This is a genomic window from Facklamia sp. P12937, from assembly GCF_050409505.1.
Taxonomy (GTDB): domain Bacteria; phylum Bacillota; class Bacilli; order Lactobacillales; family Aerococcaceae; genus Facklamia.
In genome coordinates this window covers 123,629-140,702 of the sequence record NZ_JBNUPI010000003.1, presented here as the reverse complement: position 1 = coordinate 140,702, position 17,074 = coordinate 123,629, and the positions used below count along the sequence as shown (strand labels likewise).

Annotated in this window: 17 protein-coding genes; 14 read left to right on the top strand and 3 right to left on the bottom strand. The window is 38.1% G+C overall.

The genetic code is table 11. From position 1 onward, the window contains the following. The 12 genes from ACQV2R_RS02185 to ACQV2R_RS02130 all read left to right on the top strand — a co-directional run bounded on the left by ACQV2R_RS02185 (window position 1) and on the right by ACQV2R_RS02130 (window position 11,968). Window positions 1-105, top strand: coding sequence for an IS3 family transposase (locus ACQV2R_RS02185; RefSeq protein ID WP_428891770.1), 105 nt, complete (start codon window positions 1-3; stop codon window positions 103-105). Between the two features lie 162 nt (window positions 106-267). After that, window positions 268-753, top strand: coding sequence for a 5-(carboxyamino)imidazole ribonucleotide mutase (gene purE, locus ACQV2R_RS02180; RefSeq protein ID WP_428881762.1), 486 nt, complete (start codon window positions 268-270; stop codon window positions 751-753). Continuing rightward, window positions 746-1,876, top strand: coding sequence for a 5-(carboxyamino)imidazole ribonucleotide synthase (gene purK, locus ACQV2R_RS02175; RefSeq protein ID WP_428873448.1), 1,131 nt, complete (start codon window positions 746-748; stop codon window positions 1,874-1,876). Before purE ends, purK begins: the two co-directional genes overlap by 8 nt. A 27-nt stretch (window positions 1,877-1,903) precedes the next feature. Then, on the top strand, window positions 1,904-2,152 hold the full coding sequence (gene purS, locus ACQV2R_RS02170; protein WP_428873447.1) for a phosphoribosylformylglycinamidine synthase subunit PurS: 249 nt from the start codon (window positions 1,904-1,906) through the stop codon (window positions 2,150-2,152). A gap of 1 nt (window position 2,153) precedes the next feature. After that, on the top strand, window positions 2,154-2,840 hold the full coding sequence (gene purQ, locus ACQV2R_RS02165) for a phosphoribosylformylglycinamidine synthase subunit PurQ (protein ID WP_428876264.1): 687 nt from the start codon (window positions 2,154-2,156) through the stop codon (window positions 2,838-2,840). Continuing rightward, window positions 2,833-5,058, top strand: a complete 2,226-nt coding sequence (purL, locus tag ACQV2R_RS02160) for a phosphoribosylformylglycinamidine synthase subunit PurL (RefSeq protein ID WP_428873443.1) — start codon at window positions 2,833-2,835, stop codon at window positions 5,056-5,058. Before purQ ends, purL begins: the two co-directional genes overlap by 8 nt. Next, window positions 5,037-6,527 (top strand): amidophosphoribosyltransferase, encoded by a 1,491-nt coding sequence (purF, locus tag ACQV2R_RS02155; RefSeq protein WP_428873442.1) that lies wholly within the window; start codon window positions 5,037-5,039, stop codon window positions 6,525-6,527. The genes purL and purF overlap by 22 nt, the downstream gene beginning before the upstream one ends. Before the next feature lie 18 nt (window positions 6,528-6,545). Continuing rightward, a complete protein-coding gene (gene purM / locus ACQV2R_RS02150; RefSeq protein ID WP_428891768.1) occupies window positions 6,546-7,586 on the top strand; it encodes a phosphoribosylformylglycinamidine cyclo-ligase in 1,041 nt (346 codons plus the stop codon). A 14-nt stretch (window positions 7,587-7,600) separates the two neighbouring features. Continuing rightward, on the top strand, window positions 7,601-8,167 hold the full coding sequence (gene purN / locus ACQV2R_RS02145; protein WP_428873440.1) for a phosphoribosylglycinamide formyltransferase: 567 nt from the start codon (window positions 7,601-7,603) through the stop codon (window positions 8,165-8,167). A 1-nt stretch (window position 8,168) separates the two neighbouring features. Further along, the gene (gene purH / locus ACQV2R_RS02140) at window positions 8,169-9,734 is read left to right on the top strand and encodes a bifunctional phosphoribosylaminoimidazolecarboxamide formyltransferase/IMP cyclohydrolase (protein ID WP_428881765.1); all 1,566 of its coding nucleotides are present in this window, start codon (window positions 8,169-8,171) and stop codon (window positions 9,732-9,734) included. A 15-nt stretch (window positions 9,735-9,749) separates the two neighbouring features. Further along, the gene (purD, locus tag ACQV2R_RS02135) at window positions 9,750-11,003 is read left to right on the top strand and encodes a phosphoribosylamine--glycine ligase (RefSeq protein WP_428875217.1); all 1,254 of its coding nucleotides are present in this window, start codon (window positions 9,750-9,752) and stop codon (window positions 11,001-11,003) included. A gap of 71 nt (window positions 11,004-11,074) precedes the next feature. After that, window positions 11,075-11,968: a mechanosensitive ion channel family protein gene (locus ACQV2R_RS02130; protein WP_428873436.1), complete on the top strand. Its 894-nt coding sequence runs from the start codon at window positions 11,075-11,077 to the stop codon at window positions 11,966-11,968. Between the two features lie 62 nt (window positions 11,969-12,030). Here ACQV2R_RS02130 and ACQV2R_RS02125 read toward each other — a convergent pair whose 3' ends face one another. Next, window positions 12,031-12,924, bottom strand: coding sequence for a fructose bisphosphate aldolase (locus ACQV2R_RS02125; protein ID WP_428873435.1), 894 nt, complete (start codon window positions 12,922-12,924; stop codon window positions 12,031-12,033). Between the two features lie 69 nt (window positions 12,925-12,993). Beyond that, window positions 12,994-13,557, bottom strand: a complete 564-nt coding sequence (locus tag ACQV2R_RS02120) for a 5-formyltetrahydrofolate cyclo-ligase (protein WP_428891767.1) — start codon at window positions 13,555-13,557, stop codon at window positions 12,994-12,996. Between the two features lie 120 nt (window positions 13,558-13,677). Between ACQV2R_RS02120 and ACQV2R_RS02115 the strand changes: the two genes are divergently transcribed. Next, a complete protein-coding gene (locus ACQV2R_RS02115; protein ID WP_428891766.1) occupies window positions 13,678-14,355 on the top strand; it encodes a uracil-DNA glycosylase in 678 nt (225 codons plus the stop codon). Window positions 14,356-14,367: 12 nt separating this feature from the next. Here the strand turns inward: ACQV2R_RS02115 and ACQV2R_RS02110 are convergent, their stop codons facing one another. Beyond that, window positions 14,368-15,027, bottom strand: a complete 660-nt coding sequence (locus ACQV2R_RS02110; RefSeq protein ID WP_428876260.1) for a lysostaphin resistance A-like protein — start codon at window positions 15,025-15,027, stop codon at window positions 14,368-14,370. 145 nt (window positions 15,028-15,172) lie between these two features. On the opposite strand from ACQV2R_RS02110, the gene ACQV2R_RS02105 reads away from it, so the two are divergent. After that, on the top strand, window positions 15,173-17,065 hold the full coding sequence (locus tag ACQV2R_RS02105; RefSeq protein ID WP_428875213.1) for an ABC-F family ATP-binding cassette domain-containing protein: 1,893 nt from the start codon (window positions 15,173-15,175) through the stop codon (window positions 17,063-17,065). Window positions 17,066-17,074: the final 9 nt, after the last annotated feature.

Here is a 17,074-nt window from a genome sequence, read left to right as displayed (position 1 = left end):
ATTAATCAATATATTCACCACTATAATCATAGAAGAATAAAACAAAAATTGAGCGGTATGTCTTTGCTTGAATACCGAATCTATACCATTCAATTAACCGTTTAAATACAAACTCCAACTTTTGAGGTTCACATCATTAAAATACTTAAGCATAGTTTTTAATTCTGATTCAAATACGAACATTAAGATAATTAAGCCTTTGTTTGTTTGAATCGAGGTTTATTAAGCACTTTTAATGTGCTACTATGCTTTTGAGGAGGCGATGAAATGGTATCGGTTGGAGTCATTATGGGGTCAAAATCAGACTGGCCTACAATGAAAATAGCCACAGAAATGCTAACTGAATTTGGAATCGAATTTGAAAAGAAAGTTGTGTCAGCACATCGTATGCCTGATGAAATGTTTGCTTATGCTAAAGATGCTCACAAGCGAGGTCTACAAGTTATTATAGCAGGTGCAGGGGGAGCTGCTCATCTACCGGGAATGGTTGCAAGTCAAACTACCTTGCCGGTTATCGGTGTGCCTATTAAGAGCTCTACTTTAAATGGATTGGACTCATTACTATCCATTGTTCAAATGCCAGGTGGTGTTCCGGTAGCAACAACAGCTATTGGTAAGGCAGGGGCAAAAAATGCGGGCCTATTAGCTATCCGAATTTTAAGTCTACAAGATACTTCTTTAGTGCAGAAATTAGAGCAATATCACCGACAGATGCGTCAAATGTCCATAGAAAGTGGGCAAGAACTTGAATAATTACATTAAACCTGGTTCTACTATCGGCATTATCGGCGGCGGACAACTGGGCAAAATGTTGTCCCAATCTGCAAAGCGGATGGGATATCGCGTAGGAATTTTTGATCCAGGACAAAATTGTTCAGCCTCTCAAGTTGCTGACTTTCACTGTCAAGCAGCTTTCGATGATCAAAAAAGTCTAGCTGAATTCGCCCATCAAGTCGATGTATTAACTTTTGAATTTGAGAATATTTCTTTGGAGTCGCTTAATAGAATTGTAGAAGAGGGAGCATATCTTCCTCAAGGTTCTTCAATTTTAAGACTTACTCAAGATCGTTTAACAGAAAAAGAGTTTTTAAGAACTAGCGGTGTACCCGTTGCAGATTATTATCCAGTTAGTAGTTATGAAGAACTTAAGCAAGGTCTTGAGCAATTAGATTACCCAGCCGTCTTGAAGACAAGACGCTTTGGTTATGATGGTAAAGGACAAATCATGTTAAAGAGCGAAGACGATATAGAAGAAGCCAAACAGCTTATTGACTCAGCTCCTTGTATATTAGAAGCTTTTGTTCCTTTCGATATGGAGTTATCCCATATGGTCGTAAGGAATAAACAAGGTCAAACGCGTATTTTTCCTTTGTCTGAAAATATTCACTATAATCATATTCTTCATCAGTCGATTGTACCCGCTCGTGTTTGTGAAGCAGTGGCCAATCAAGCCTTTAAGCTGGCAAAAACGATTGCCCATAAACTGAACTTAATTGGAATTGTTTGTATTGAAATGTTTCTAGCCGACGATAAAATTCTAGTGAATGAATTGGCACCTCGACCACATAATTCAGGTCACTATACCATTGAAGCATGTCAGTATTCACAATTTGATTTACATATTCGCTCAATTTGCGGTATGACACTTCCACAAAATAAACTATTATCTCCTGTTGTAATGACAAATATTTTAGGACAAGATCAAGAGATGGTGATTGACCAATGGCCAAATCATCCCGATTGGCACCTCCATCTATATAGTAAGGGGGAAGCGCGTCAAGATCGTAAGATGGGACACATCACTCAGCTTGCTCAAAATCCTGAGAGTATTTTAAAAACATTAAAAAAGATTGACAATTGGTCTTATAAATCATAAAAATCTAAAATTTAAGGAGTTGTTCTTATGTATAAAGTAGAGGTATTCGTAACTTATAAGGAATCAATTTTAGACCCTCAAGGTGAAGCAATTAAAGGTTCCGTTCATCGTATGGGAGTTAACCAGGTTAAAGAAATTCGTCAAGGAAAATACTTTGAATTAAAAATTGAAAAAGGACAAGAAAAAATTGAGACTTTAGTTGAGGAAATCTGTGATAAAATTTTAGCTAATCCGGTAATGGAATCTTATCGTTACACAATTACGGAGGTGGAATAGGATGAAGTTTGCAGTCATTCAATTCCCAGGCTCTAACTGTGATTTAGATGCCTTTCATGCTATCAAAGATGTCATGGGGCAAGAAGTAGAATATGTTAGTCATAAGGCTGATTCCTTAGAAGGTTTTGATGCAGTCCTAGTACCTGGCGGGTTCTCATTTGGTGATTATCTACGCTGTGGTGCGATTGCTTCTCATTCTAACGTGATGCAAGCTGTTAAAGCGTTTGCTAATGAAGGCAAATTAGTCATTGGTATCTGTAATGGGTTTCAAATATTAACAGAAGCGGGACTTCTGCCAGGTGCTTTGATTCGTAACACTTCTTTAAAATTTGTTTCAAAAAAACAGCCTCTAGAGGTTGTAAATGCAGGTTCTGCCTTTACAAATGCCTATAAAGAAGGACAGATTATTACCGTTCCAATCGCTCATGGTGAGGGGAATTATGTCGTTTCAGAAGATGAACTTAAATTATTAGAAGAAAACAACCAAATTCTTTTCCGTTATGCAGGAGAAAACCCGAATGGCTCGATTGCAAATATTGCTGGGATTTCTAATAAAGAAGGCAACGTGATGGCCATGATGCCACACCCAGAACGGGCAGTTGAAGAAATAATTAATGGTACAGATGGTATTGGAGTCTTTCAATCAATGATTAATCACTATCAAACAAAGGCGGTGCAACATGGCTAAATTAAAGGAACTTTCTCCTCAAGAAGTAGAAACAAGTAAAATTTACCGTGATTGGGGATTAAAGGATGAAGAATACTTACATATCAAAGAAGATATTTTAGGACGTCAACCAAATTTTACTGAAACAGGCCTTTATGCCGTGATGTGGTCTGAACACTGTTCTTATAAAAACTCTAAGCAAGTACTTAAGAAGTTTCCAATAGATGGTCCACAAGTTCTTCAAGGACCCGGTGAAGGAGCAGGTATTGTCGATATTGGTGACCAACAAGCTGTTGTTTTTAAGGCTGAGAGTCATAATCACCCGTCTGCTATTGAACCTTATGAAGGAGCAGCAACTGGTGTCGGCGGTATCTTAAGAGATATCTTCTCTATGGGAGCTCGTCCCATCGCATCATTGAACTCCTTACGATTTGGGGAGTTAGATAATGACCGTATGCGCTATTTATTCGAAGAAGTAGTCGCCGGAATTGCTGGATATGGAAATTCAATCGGGATTCCAACAGTAGGCGGTGAAATTGCTTTTGATGATTGTTATAAGGGAAACCCTTTAGTAAATGCGATGTCTGTAGGTCTAATTGACCATGCAGATATGCAAGTAGGTCAAGCCCAAGGAATTGGAAACTCTATTGTTTACGTAGGAGCAAAGACAGGGCGCGATGGTATTCATGGAGCAACTTTTGCTTCAGTAGAATTTGACGATGAAGTGGAATCTGAACGCTCAGCTATTCAAGTAGGAGATCCATTTATGGAAAAACTCCTGATGGAAGCCTGTTTAGAAGTTATCTACAACCATAAAGAAGCTTTAGTGGGTATTCAAGATATGGGTGCGGCTGGTTTAGTTTCTTCGTCTTCAGAAATGGCTGAAAAAGCTGGCACAGGTGTAACTTTAAACCTTGACCTAGTTCCTCAAAGAGAAACGGGCATGATTCCTTATGAAATGATGCTTTCTGAATCGCAAGAACGGATGCTTTTATGTGTCAAGCGTGGTATGGAAGAAGAAATTATCAATGTCTTTAAAGAATATGATCTAGACGCTGTAGTGATTGGTGAAGTTACTGGGGATGGTCAATACCGCTTGATGCATCAAGGTAAAGAAGTAGCCAACTTACCAGTTAATTCGCTAGGAGATGGACCGGTGTATAACAATCAAGGTCAAGTACCAGAGCGTATTCGTGAATGGGCAGATAAGGGACAATTCCAACCACAAATTGATAATGCGACCCAAACATTAAAAGATATCTTACAACAGCCAACAGTCGCTTCTAAAAAAGTAGCTTACGATACTTTCGACTCGCAAGTTCGAACCTCTACTTTAGTCTGGCCAGGCTCAGACGCAGCAGTGGTTAGAATTCGTGGCACTAAAAAAGCGATTGCTATGACTGCTGATTATAATTCACGTTACATCTATCTCAATCCGGAAATTGGTAGCCAAATGGCTGTAGCAGAAGCAGCTAGAAATATCGTAGCTTCAGGTGGAAAACCTTTAGCAATTACTGACTGTTTAAACTTTGGAAGCCCAGAAAAGCCAGAAGTCTTTTATGAATTAGATAAATCAGCTGATGGTATTGCAGCAGCCTGCCGTCAATTAGATACACCAGTTATTTCTGGTAACGTATCACTTTATAATGAGACAAATGGTCAAGCAATCTATCCTTCTCCAATGATTGGTATGGTTGGACTAATAAAAGATATCGAAAAAGTAACTACTCAATTCTTTAAAGCAGCTGGAGATGCTATTTACATGATTGGTCATACGACAGATGCCTTTAATGGATCTGAATTACAAAAAATGATGCTAGGTAAGATCGAAGGTCCTTTGTTTGACTATGATTTAGCAGCTGAAAAGGCCAACCAGGAGACTGTTGCCGCGGCTATCCAAAAAGGATATCTTGCTTCTGCGCATGACCTTTCTGAAGGTGGATTAGCTGTTGCTTTAGCGGAGTCAGCATTTAATACGGACTTAGGTCTAGAAGTAAAAGTGGACCTACCAGCTAGTCATTTATTCGCAGAGAACGGTTCACGCTTTATTGTTTCTGTAAGAGCTGATCAAAAAGCAGCGTTTGAAGCTGAATTTAAAGACCAATTCACTTTAATCGGTCAAGTAACCGATAAAGATCGAATTCGAATTCAAGCCAAAGATCAATTTATTGATGCCAAACGCTCAGACTTGCAACAACTATGGGAGGAAGCTATACCATGTCTTTTAAGAGGGAAGTAATCCGAGGCCAAGAAGTCGTCTCTACTGAAATCACCGATGATATATTCGATTTACCCTATGAAGAATGTGGTCTAATAGGTTTATGGAATCAAAAAGATGCCGCATTTGATGCTTACTATGGTCTACATGCCCTTCAACATCGTGGTCAAGAAGGGGCGGGAATTGCTGTCCTTAATGGCGATGAAATGCTAGCTCATCGTGACTTTGGTTTAGTGAATCAAGTTTTTAATCGCCGTCAAAAATTAGAAGAATTACCTGGAGATGCTGCCTTAGGTCATGTACGTTATGCAACTGCCGGTCTTAATGATATTAATAATATCCAACCCCTTGTCTTTCATTTCAATGATGGACCGGTTGCCATGGCTCATAACGGAAACTTAGTCAATGCTCACACTTTAAAAGTGGAACTTGAGAAAAAAGGCTCTATTTTTAATACCACTTCTGATAGTGAAGTAATTATGCATTTGATTCGTCGCTCTCAAAAAGAAAGCTTCATTGAAAAGTTAAAAGAATCTTTAAAGCAAGTGGTAGGAGGTTTTACTTATCTGTTCCTTACTGAAGAAGAATTAATTGGAGTGTGTGATCCCAATGGGTTTAGACCGTTGATTGTAGGAAGAATGCCTAATGGTGGGTATGTAATGGCTTCTGAGTCGTGCGCTTTAGACCAAATTGGTGCTTCTTATCTATTTGATGTGGAACCAGGTCAAGTGGTTTCCATTAATAATGAAGGTATCCAAAAAGAATATTATACAGAAAGCCGTCAACAAGCTATTTGCTCGATGGAGTTTATCTATTTTGCTCGACCGGATTCGAACATACATGGTATCAACGTACATACAGCTCGCAAGAATTCAGGAAAAAAACTAGCCCAAGAACAGCCGGTCGAAGCTGATATTGTAATTGGTGTTCCCAATTCATCACTTTCGGCTGCCTCAGGTTATGCAGAGGAAGCTGGTATTCCTTATGAAATGGGTCTTATTAAGAACCAGTATATTGCACGAACTTTTATCCAACCAACCCAAGAACTAAGAGAGCGGGGTGTAAGGATGAAGCTTTCAGCAGTCCGCAAAGTTGTCGAAGGAAAACGTATTGTGATGGTAGATGATTCCATCGTTCGAGGGACAACGTCTAAAAGAATTGTTGGCTTATTAAAAGCCGCAGGTGCTAAGGAAGTTCATGTACGCATTGCGTCACCCGCACTTAAACATCCTTGTTTTTACGGTATTGATATTTCGAATACGCGCGATTTAATTGCGGCCAACCATACACTAAAAGAAATTGAAAAGATTATCGATGCTGATTCATTAGCCTATCTCAGTGAAGAGGGTTTAGTTTCAGCTATTGACCTTCAATCAGATGCTCCTTATAAAGGATTATGTATGGCATACTTTAATGGAGATTATCCGACAGCTCTACATGATTTTGAAAAAGAATATCTTGCAGAATTAGAACGCATTGTTGAAGATTAATGATTAGGAGGAAATAAGTTGACGAAGGAAAATGCTTATAGTCGTGCAGGAGTAGACGTGCACGCTGGATATGAAGCGGTTAAAAGAATGAAAAAGCATGTCGAAAGAACCCTACGTCCTGAAGTGTTAACTCATTTAGGTGGCTTTGGTGGAGCGTTTGATCTTTCAAAATTTTCATATCAAGAACCGGTTTTAGTAAGTGGAACAGACGGGGTGGGTACCAAATTAATGGTCGCTATTCAAGCAGGAAAATACGATACAATTGGTATCGATTGTGTAGCCATGTGCGTCAACGATGTGGTGGCTCAGGGTGCAGAACCTTTATTTTTCCTTGACTACATTGCGGTGGGTAAAAATGATCCGCAAGTAGTCGAGCAAATAGTAGCAGGGGTTGCTGAAGGCTGTGTTCAAGCAGGAGCCGCTTTAGTGGGTGGAGAAACAGCTGAAATGCCTGGTATGTATGATGAGAAAGATTTTGATGTGGCAGGATTTACTGTCGGAATAGCCGAGAAAAAAGAATTGCTTACGGGTAATCAGGTCAAGGCAGGAGATGTTCTAATTGGTTTAGCTTCATCAGGCATTCATTCCAATGGTTTCTCTTTAGTCCGTGACATCTTCTTCAATCAACATGATTATCAATTATCGGAGCCAGTTTTAGAAGGCGCTGACCAAAGCTTAGCTGAAGCTTTATTAGTTCCAACAAAAATCTATGTCAAAACGGTCATGCCATTGGTTAAAGCCGGCTTAATTAATGGAATAGCCCATATTACAGGTGGAGGGTTTGTCGAAAACTTACCACGGATGATGCAAGAGGATTTAGCTTGTGAAATCAAATTAGGCTCTTGGCCAGTGTTACCAATCTTTAATCAAATGCAAGCTTTAGGAAAAATTGAATCCTTAGAAATGTATGAAATTTTTAACATGGGGATTGGTATGGTCCTAGCAGTAGATGTTGAAAAAGTAGTGGAAGTAAAACAAAGATTAGACCAACTTGGAGAAAACGCCTATGAAATTGGTCAAGTGGTTGAGAAAAGAGATAAAGAAGTTATTTTCAACTAGTAAGGAGGGGAAGGATGAAAGTTGCAGTATTTGCATCAGGGTCAGGTTCTAATTTTCAGGCTTTAGTGGAATCATGCCAGGATCGACCTGACATTGAATTTGTCTTATTATTTTCAGACTATCATCAAGCTTATGCATTGGAAAGAGCAAACAAATTGGGCATAACTACTTTAGTGGCCAGTCCAAAAGACTTTAATACTCGAGAAGACTATGAAAATTTTCTATTAATACAGATGCAGGATTATCAGATTGATTACATTCTATTAGCAGGTTACATGCGTGTCATTGGTCCACCTTTATTAGAAGCTTATCCTGATCGAATACTCAATATTCATCCTTCACTGCTTCCTGCTTTTCCTGGTCGGCACGGCATCGCTGATGCCTACCGAGCTGGGGTTAAAGAAACAGGAGTGACTGTTCATTTAGTGGACCAAGGAATCGATACAGGCAGAATTTTAGGTCAGAAGAAAGTTTTGATTGAAGAAGGCGAAAAATTAGTGGATCTTGAGGAAAAAATCCATCAAGTAGAACATCAATTATATCCTCAAGTTGTAAAAGAATTTCTTAAAGGAGTGGAGTAAATTGTCACGTGCATTAATAAGTGTTTCGGATAAAACGGGTCTGCTGCCAATGGCGAAAGCCTTAATTGCTCAAGGAGTTGAGATTATCTCAACAGGAGGGACCAAACGTTTTCTTGATGAAGCTGGACTTAAGACAACGGCTGTTGAGGAAGTGACTAATTTTCCTGAAATGATGGATGGCAGAGTGAAGACCTTGCATCCAAAAATTCACGGAGCTTTACTGGCTTTAAGAGATAATAAAGACCATCAACTAGCGGTTAAGAATCACGAAATTGAGTACATCGATTTTGTTATTGTTAATCTTTATCCATTTAAGCAAACAATCAAAAAAGCAGAAGTGACTTTAGCAGAAGCAATTGAACAGATTGATATTGGAGGACCGAGTATGATCCGTTCTGCGGCTAAAAATTATCAATCTGTCACCGTTGTTGTAGATCCAAGAGACTATGCTGTTGTCATTGAAGAATTAGAAAGTCAAGGTCAGACTAAGGCTGTTACTCGTCAACAATTGGCTCAAAAAGTGTTTGCTCACACGGCAGCTTATGATGCTTTGATTGCCAGTTATTTGGCTAATCAAATTGCTGAAGTGGAAGAAGAAGGTCAAATTGCACCAGTTGAATCACTTACCTTAACTTATGATCGGATGTATGATTTAAGATATGGTGAGAATGCTCATCAAAAAGCAGCTGTCTACCAAAAACCAATCACATCTTCTTATGCTATTACTCATGCCAAAGTTTTAAATGGTAAGCCTTTATCTTATAATAATCTACGCGATGCAGATGCCGCTATCAAAATGATCCGCGAATTTCCAGATCAAGCATGTGCAGTGGCAGTTAAACACATGAATCCTTGTGGTATAGCGGTTGCTGAAACAATAGAGATAGCTTTTAATCGATGCCGTCAAGCAGATCCAATTTCTATTTTTGGAGGCATTGTGGTTGTGAATCGGACCTTAACAATTAAATTAGCTGAAACGCTTCATTCCATGTTTCTTGATGTTATTATTGCGCCTTCTTTTGAAGAGGGAGCTTTAGAAATCCTCAAGCAAAAAGTGAATGTGCGTGTACTTCAATTAGACATGGATGACCTTTCAATGGATGCTGAAGAAATAACTTCGATAAGTGGAGGACTTTTAGTTCAAGAAGCTGATAGTTTAGTAGAAGATTCTGAACAATGGCAGCAAATGGGGACAGTTTCAACTTCTAATGAAAAAAGAGCGGCTTTATCATTTGCCTGGAGAGTGGTTAAGCATGTTAAATCAAATGCCATTGTTGTGGCTGATGGTCAGCAGACTTATGGTGTAGGTGCAGGTCAGACTAACCGTGTAGGAGCTGCTAAAATTGCTTTGGATCATGCTAAAGAATTAGGTGCCGACTTTTCTAAGATGGTATTAGCTTCAGATGCCTTTATACCAATGACAGATACAATTGAGTTAGCCCATCAATATGGTGTTCAGGCAATTGTGCAACCCGGTGGTTCCATTGGTGATAAGGAAGTAATTGCCAAAGCCGATGAATATGGTATTGCTATGTTAGCGACCAAAGTCCGTCATTTCCGTCATTAAGAGAAAGAGGTAATCATGAAATTATTAGTTATTGGTAGTGGAGGACGCGAACATGCGATTGCCTATCATTTGTTAAAAAGTCCCCTAGTCGAATCGGTTTTTTGTGCTCCTGGCAATCCAGGTATGAAAGTAGATGGCATAAATTGTGTAGACATCGCTGAGAATGCTTTTGAAGACTTAATCAATTTTGCCAAACAAGAACAAATTGATTGGACTTTTGTAGGTCCGGAAGGTCCTTTATTTGAAGGAATTGTTGACCATTTTACCCAAGCAGGTCAAATTGCTTTTGGGCCAAGTAAAGCTGCTGCTCAAATCGAAGGTTCTAAATTGTTTGCCAAAAAATTAATGCAAAAATATAAGATTCCAACTGCCCAGTATGCTAGTTTTACTGAGCAAGAGGCTGCACTCGCTTATTTGAATAACCAGTCGACTCCGATTGTAGTTAAAGTCGATGGGCCAGCTGCAGGTAAAGGAGTTACCGTTGCTTTAAGTAAAGAAGAGGCAGAGAATGCGATTAAATTAGCTTTTGAAAAAGATCCAGCAAAGCAAAGAATCGTAATTGAAGAATGTTTGCTTGGACCAGAGTTTTCAATCTTTTCAATGGTTTATAAAGGTAAAGTTTGCCACTCTTTGCCAGCTAGAGATCATAAACGTTTATTAGATGGTAATCTGGGGCCTAATACAGGCGGTATGGGAGCATTTGCCCCCGTTGAAGATATCTCAGAAGAACTATATCAAGAAACCCTTCGAACGATTGTAGAGCCTACTTTAGTGGCTATGGATAAAGAGGGGACTCCTTTTAATGGTGTTTTATATACAGGGCTAATGAACACAGCTGAAGGACCAAAAGTGATTGAGTTTAACGCACGTTTCGGTGATCCAGAAACCCAGGTCGTCTTGCCTTTATTGAAAACAGATTTTGCAGAATTGATCAATGACTTGCTGCATGGTCGTGAGACCCAAGTGGAGTGGAGGGAAGAAAAAGCATGCATGGGAGTTATCTTAGCGGCTGAAGGTTACCCACAAAATCCTACACGTGGGATTGAGTTTTCATTAAAGTCTTCTATGGATGAGACTATGAAAATCTACTATGCAGGAATTTCTTCTTACCGCCCACTTGTTTCTAGCGGGGGAAGAATTGCCATGGTTACTTGTTTAGCTGACACAAAGCAATTAGCACAAGACAAAATTTATGAGTATCTATCAAAACAAGCACTCGATCAAATTTATTACCGTAAAGACATAGGGGTCAACTTGCTTAAGCCATAGCATTCCTTTAGAATGAAAATATCGGTTTTCAATCGACTTTCATTTTAAGGATATAAATTAGGAGGTTGGCTATGGACTTTATTTCAGATATCGTCACACAATTCCGAACGGAAATTGATATTATTCAGCTATCACAAGATATTTTGATTAGCTTATTTAAAATCATTTTCTCAGTCATTCTACTTTACACTTTAAAAAAAGTTTTAATTAAAATGATTGAGAGTTACTTTCTGGGTAAAAGGTCTTCACGTATTCGCTTTGCTAAAAAAGCACGCAATCATACAATTAGTCGTTTATTGACTAACTTGGTTCAATATCTTTTTTATTTCTTTTTAGCCTACACGGTCTTAAGTATCATGGGTGTTCCAGTTGGTACTTTAGTAGCTGGGGCTGGAATTGTCAGTTTAGCCATTGGTTTGGGTGCTAAAGATTTAGTCTCAGATGTTGTTAATGGTTTCTTCATTCTCTTGGAACACCAATTTGATGTTGGGGATGCGGTAGATATTAATGGCTACAGTGGAACCGTTTATTCCATTGGTTTAAGAAATACGGTCGTCCGTGATTACAATGGAATTCATCATTTCATTCCCAACGGCAGTATTACTCAAATGTCCAATCTCTCACTCAATAGTATCCGTGTGGATATTGATTTGTTCATTTATCCTGAACAAAATATAGATCAGCTTGAAGCTCGGCTTCAAGAAATTTATTTAAAAGTGCCACAAGATGATCAGTTGATTTTACGTGCTCCAGAATTTTTAGGAGTCTTTCGTGACTCACAAGGACGTTTGATTTATAAAATAAGGATATGGTCCAAGAGTGTTGATGACATGTTAGTCGTTCAAGCTAGATACTATAAAGCTTTTATCCAAGGCTTATCTGAAGCTAAGGTGAAATTAGCCATGGGTAATCAAGAGCGAGTTCAAGTAGCATTAAATGAAGAACAGTTCATGGAAGCAGAATAAATAATAGCCAAATAAAAAGCTGACCTCATTTGAGGTTAGCTTTTTATGTATAAACCTAATATTTAAGCTTTGTTAACTGAAGCATCGTAAATACCATCGATGGCTTCTTTAATAGTTTGATTGAACTCTTCATCACTTTGACTGGCTCTTAAATCTTGTGAAAGAGCACGGGAGAATGAAGCGATGCAGTTAGGTGTTTTCTTCAAGCGGGCATTAGCTTCCTCGGTAGGATATCCACCTGATAAAGCAACGACTCTTACCATATTTGGATGGTTGGCAATTTCTTCATAGGTAGAAGGCTTAGTAGGGATAGTAATTTTAAGCATCACTAATTCATTTTCTTCCAATTTGTTTAAGTGAGCCAGAATCTCTTCAGCTAATTTTGCTTCGATCTTTTCTTTATCTTCTGCATGAATATTTACTTCAGGTTCGATAATTGGAACGAGTCCTGCAGCAATAATTTGTTTAGCAATTTCAAATTGTTGATCAACAACTGCTTTGATTCCGACTTCAGAATATGAATTAATAGTAGAACGCATTTTTGTTCCAAAAATATGACGCTCATTAGCTCTTTCTAACAATTCATCAAGAAGGGTGATAGGTTTCATTAGTTGAACACCATCTGCTTCTTCCATGAGTCCTAAGTCCACTTTAAGGAAAGGAACTACTTTTTTCTCTTCCCAAAGATAGTCAGCTGTTTTTTTGCCTTCAACTTCACGATCGATTGTTTGTTCAAATAAAATAGCGCCTAAGATTTTTTCGTTGCTAAAAGAAGGGGCAGTCATGATACGTCTACGCATTTCATGAACTTTATCAAACATTTCATCTTCATTTGAATATTGGTCCTCGTTTACTCCGTATGCCTTTAAAGCTTTTGGTGTGGATCCACCAGATTGATCAAGCGCAGCGATAAAACCTTTGCCGTTTTTAATTTGTTCAAATTGTTGTGAATTCATTCCATTACTCCTTTACGTTTACTATGCTTATGATAGCTTTAAATCTTAAAATATGCAATCTATTTCATTTTAATCAATAAGGTAAGTGCCTTCTTCAGTCACCACCAGGTCAACTTGTTTGTCATGGTCTTCTGTAGGAATGTCATCGTATTGTAATTGGGCATAATAAGGTAGAACTAAATAGGCATTTTTAGCTCTAAGTAAGTAACGATCATAGTAGCCTCCGCCATAACCAAGGCGCTCGCCACGGTTATTGCAAGTTACGCATGGCATAATGATAAGGTCGATGTCTTCTGGTTCAAGTCTTTGACTGATTTTTTCTGGCTCTAAGATTCCAAAAGCGGATCTTTCTAAAGGAGAATTTTCTTTATATACTAAGGCTTCCATGACACGACCAGGGAAAACTCGAGGAATACCCACTGTTTTTCCGTCTTTCCATGCTCTTTGAATGATGGGATGAGTGTTCATTTCTTCATCAGTAGAATAATAAACCATCATCTTTTTTGCTTTTTTATATTCATCCAGTTGGAAAAGCTGTTGATAAATTTTTTCTTCGGCAAAGCGACGATATTCACTTGTAAGTTGGGCTCTTTTTGCAAAAATTTCTTTTCTTAATTCTGTCTTACTCTTCATTTTGAACCTCCTAATAAAATACTTATTATAATTATACCATTAGTTTATAAAAGATAAATCAGCTGCTTTTTACTTGTATACTTTTAAATTACAATGATAATAAAAGAAAGAGGTGTTTTTATGTATCAATTAGCTGATTTAAAAGAAATCGCAGCCGATTGGAAAGCTTGTTTAGACAAGCAAGAACAATGGCTTGTCCTGAATCAATTAAACAATTATTTAAACCAGGAAGAGGCTGTCATATATCCACCAGCAGTAGAAGTTTTTAAAGCTTTAGAGCTGTGTCCATATTTTGATACTAAGGTAGTTATTATTGGACAAGATCCTTACCATGGTTCTAATCAAGCCAACGGCTTGGCTTTTTCAGTGAATGAGGGCCAGTCAGTGCCTCCTTCTTTGAAAAATATTTTTAAAGAATTATCAGATGATCTCAAAGTCCCTATCCGAAAAGAAACAGACCTGTCAGACTGGGCGAGACAAGGAGTGCTGTTATTAAATCGCGTGTTAACCGTCAGAGCAGGTGAAGCGAACTCTCACCAAGGAATCGGATGGGAATTCGTCACCAACCAAATCATTCAATGCCTTAATCATCATCCAAACTCTCTTATATTTATTCTCTGGGGTAAAAAAGCACAATCACTTGAAAAGTTGATAGATCGTTCCAAGCATCGAGTGATCAAGTCCAGTCACCCGAGCCCCCTAGCAGCCTATCGTGGCTTTTTTGGATCCAAGCCTTTTTCGAAAACCAATTCCTTTTTAATTGAAAAAGGCTATCAGCCTATCAAGTGGGCACCTTAGCTAAAACTATAACTAGGTGAAAAAAGTAAGCGTAATCCAAGCAATCAAATTATTGATAAAATGAAAACTCATGGATGCCGCTACATTGGCTTGATACTTCCAATAAAAATAAGTGAGACCTAAAGTCAATGGAAGATAGATGACAGCATCTGCTAAAGTAGCCATGTGCGCTCCTGTAAATAGTAAAATCGATAAGATTGTCATTGACCATTTGAACGATTTGCCTTTGTGGACTGAGGGACCGATGATGGCTTGACGAAAGATTAGTTCTTCCACAAAAGGAGCAAAAATAACTAACATAAAGAAAGTAAAATAACTAGGAACGTTCCCAATTAAATCTTGGATGGCTTGTTGATTAGCCCCCATACCCTCCAAGTCTATATAAGGCTCAATTAGACTAAGTAGGATAATACGTACAATGCCAATAATTAAGAAGCAAAGGATAGTTTTACCTAAAAGACTCTTCCAACTAGTTTGCTGGAGTAATCGCTGCCATTGATCCATTGTATATTTTCCATACAAGTACCAAGCAACAAAGCAAATAATTAGCATACTGACTAGTAAAACCCATGGTATCGACTCTTCTGCCACACCTAAGGCAAGAGCAATAGCGGGGCTGATAAGATAGAAAAGGATATAAGTAAAAAGTAATTTCCAAGCTCTATTTTTCATAATAACCTCCTAAAATTTTGATAATATTATTATATCTTATCCTACTAAAAAGACTAGTCTATCTAATGCTGAATGATTTTGATATTTTTCAAGATAAGTTGCTTGTATGCTATAATAAGTTGATTGTAAAAAAGGGGTAGAGACTATGAAAGAACTAAGTATACAAAATCTATCAAAATCATATGGTGTGAAGCAATTGATCGACCAAGTCGATTTTTCAATCCGAACAGGTGATCGAGTGGGGCTTATTGGACCGAATGGAACTGGAAAATCTTCTTTTTTAAGAGTAATTGCAGGAATCGATAGTTATGATAATGGTCAAATTAAAGCCCCTAATCAATACGAAATTGCCTATCTGGAGCAAAACCCTCGTTTAGATCCAGATAAAACCATCCTAGAAACGGTTTATGATTCAAAAGCAGCGGATATTCAATTGTTATTAACTTATGAAAAATGTCGCATGGAGTTAGAGGCTGACCCAACCAATCATTTCTTACAAGATCAATTCACCAAATTATCAGATGAAATGACCTTGAAATCTGCTTGGGAAGTTGAGATATCGGCTAAGTCTATTCTGACCCAATTAAAAATCTATAATCTAAATAAAAGGGTTGGAGAATGTTCAGGGGGCCAGCAAAAACGGATTGGGATCGCTCAAGTCTTAATTGCTGAACCGGATCTTTTAATTTTAGATGAGCCGACCAATCATTTAGACGTAGAGTCAATCCAATGGTTGGAAAAATATTTAGCTTCTTACAAAGGTGCTTTATTACTAGTCACTCATGATCGCTACTTCTTAGAACGCTCAGTCAATAAAATTATTGAATTACAATATGGACGCATTACTGAGTTTGAAGGCAATTATCAGACTTATTTAACTAAAAAGGCTGAATTGATCGAAATGCAAGCCAAACAAGCCCAAAAACAAGATCGGCTCTACTTACAAGAACTCGCCTGGATGCGTCAAGGCGCTCAGGCCAGATCAACCAAACAACAAGCTAGGATTGATCGCTTTAACCAATTGAAGGATTCGATCGGCCTAAGAGACCAATCTCAAGATGCTATTGATTTTAATTTTTCACAACAGCGGATGGGTAATCAAATTATTGAATTAGAAGACCTTACAGTCGAAATTGCTGATAAGATTATCATTAACGGTCTAACTAAGACATTTGTTAAGGGCGATCGTTTGGGAGTTGTGGGTCCTAACGGAGTGGGGAAATCAACTTTCTTAAATTGCTTGGCAGGCTTGCATCCACTTAAAAAGGGTATATGTCGGTTAGGACAAACAGTCAATATCGCTTATTATCGTCAATTAGATGAAGATTTGCCACAAGCTATGCGTATCTTAAGCTATTTAACCCAAGTAGCGGATCAGTTCAAACGTCCAGACGGTTCAAGAGTTTCGGCTGCGCAAATGTTAGAGCGTTTCAATTTTCCCAAAGAGAGTCATGGTTCACTGATACAGTCACTTTCTGGTGGAGAAAAAAGAAGACTTTACTTATTAACCCTCTTAATCCAAGAACCCAATGTTCTTTTATTGGATGAGCCAACCAATGACTTAGATATTGAGACTTTAAATACTTTAGAAGACTATATAGAATCTTTTGAAGGCGTAGTGATTATTGTTTCTCATGATCGTTATTTTTTAGATAAGACAGTCGATCAATTACTGGTCTTAAAAGGAGAAGGGAAGTTTGACTTATACTGGGGAAGCTTTTCAGAATACTTAGAAACTAAGGATAATCATATTGAGAATGAAGCAAAACCAAGTAAGCAAGCCAACAAAGAAAACGCTCAAAAGTCTCAATTAAATAAAAAAAAGCGAATGACCTATCATGAAAAACAAGAATGGCAAGGTCTTGAAGAACGGATAGTCGAGTTAGAAAGCCAAATAGAGCAAAAGCAAAAACTGATGGAAGAACATTCAGAAGATGCTGGTAAGCTAATGGATCTTCATACTGAAATTGAGTTTCTAGAAGCTAACTTACTAGAACTTTATGAACGCTATGACTATTTAAGTGATTTGGACCAATAGGAGGTAGAC